The organism is Pseudomonas sp. MIL19 (assembly GCF_028680365.1).
GTDB classification, from domain to species: Bacteria; Pseudomonadota; Gammaproteobacteria; order Pseudomonadales; family Pseudomonadaceae; genus Aquipseudomonas; species Aquipseudomonas spirodelae.
On record NZ_JAPPVG010000074.1, the window covers coordinates 1 to 1921 of the forward strand.

General features: G+C 57.2%; 1 protein-coding gene. It reads left to right on the forward strand.

The window, feature by feature from the left end:
• Positions 1 to 428 precede the first annotated feature (428 nt).
• Complete coding sequence (gene ltrA / locus N1078_RS19370) at positions 429 to 1850, forward strand: group II intron reverse transcriptase/maturase (protein ID WP_274089692.1); 1422 nt, start codon at positions 429 to 431, stop codon at positions 1848 to 1850.
• Positions 1851 to 1921: the final 71 nt, after the last annotated feature.

The window sequence follows — 1921 nt, forward strand, 5'->3', positions numbered from 1 at the left end:
TGGTGCGCCAGGCATGGCGCGTTGCGCGTAAGCGCAACCAGCTGGCTGTGGTGGCCACGCTGGTGACTTGGAGGTGAAAGTCCTCTACACGCCCGGCAAGGGGAAGTGTTAGCTGAACGGCAAGGGTGTCGCGGGTGACTGCGGATCTGAAGGAAGCCGAAGGCAAAATGCTGGCCTGACGAACAGGAAACGGATGAGGCGGCGTAGCGGGGCAAGACGGCCATTATCGTCAAAGCCCGATACTTGCACGGAACGCTATGACGTAGATCCGACAGGCATAAGCAGGAAGGTCACGCGAATTACCCTGGGAGATCTGCACGTTTGCCATTGTGCTACTGGGCGTCGAGAGGCGACGGGATGAGTGTGCAGAAGTCAGCCGAGGCCGTAGTAAGTGGTGAATAACCGTGCCACCAAGGGCCGAACAGGTTATGCCGTCAGTAGGCGTCAGAGTCTCGTTGAATACCGAAAATGCAGAAATTTCTCGAAGAGAAACTGTCACCCCAGGTCCCGGACGGTATCCGAGGATGACGGCTGATAGCGCAGAGGTATTGGCGGCGTCTGTGGCGTGGACGAAAGCGGAGTCGGACACGCTGATGGAGCGGGTGCTTGCGCCGCTCAATCTCAAGCGTGCGTATCAGCGTGTAGTCAGCAACAAGGGGGCGCCGGGTGCCGATGGCATGACGGTCGACGACTTGGCAGGCTACGTGAAACAGTATTGGCCGACCCTCAAAGCCAGATTGCTGGCCGGCGAGTACCATCCCCAAGCGGTGCGTGCAGTTGTAATTCCTAAACCGCAAGGCGGAACAAGGCAGCTGGGTATCCCTAGTGTCGTTGATCGCCTGATCCAGCAGGCTTTGCTGCAACAGCTCACGCCGATCTTTGACCCTCTGTTCTCGGACTACAGCTACGGCTTTCGTCCGGGCCGCAGTGCTCACCAAGCTGTTGAAATGGCCCGCGCTCATGTAGCGGCGGGGCACCGTTGGTGCGTGGAGCTTGATTTGGAGAAATTCTTTGATCGAGTTAATCACGACATTCTGATGGCCCATGTGCAGCGTCATGTTGAAGATAAGCGTGTACTCAAACTGATTCGCCGCTACCTCGAAGCGGGCGTGATGTCGGGCGGTGTCGTCAGCCAAAATCGGGAGGGGACGCCGCAAGGCGGTCCTCTCTCCCCGTTGCTGTCGAACATCCTGCTCAACGAACTCGATCGCGAATTGGAACGACGGGGCCATCATTTCGTGCGCTACGCCGACGATGCGAACATTTATGTGCGCAGTCCCCGTGCGGGCACGCGAACGATGAACAGCGTTGAGCGCTTCCTGAATCAACGTTTGAAACTGACGTTGAACCGGGGAAAGAGTCGAGTAGCAGGGGCGTGGATCTGTGACTACTTGGGGTATGGGATGAGCTGGCATCAACAACCGAGGTTTCGGATAGCCACGCTGAGCCTGCGTCGCCTGCGTGACCGACTCAAAGAGTTGTTACGCGGAGCGCGGGGTCGCAAGATCAGTAATGTTATCGAGCGAATAAACCCAGTTCTGCGTGGCTGGGCGGGTTACTTCAAGCTCACCCAAGGCAAGCGAGCCTTGGAAACGATTGATGGTTGGGTGCGCCATAAGCTTCGTTGTGTCTTGTGGCGGCAATGGAAGAGACCTCTTACGAGGGCTCGCAACCTGATACGTCTGGGGCTTGACGAGGCTCGTGCCTGGAAATCAGCAACCAATGGTCTGGGCGCTTGGTGGAACTCGGGAGCGCCACATGTAAATCATGCGCTACCGAAGAAGCTTTGGGATGGCCTTGGACTGGTCTCAATACTGGATACGATTAATCGGCTTAGCCGTATAACCTGAACCGCCGTATACGGAACCGTACGTACGGTGGTGTGAGAGGACGGCAGATGTGAATCTGCCTCCTACTCGAT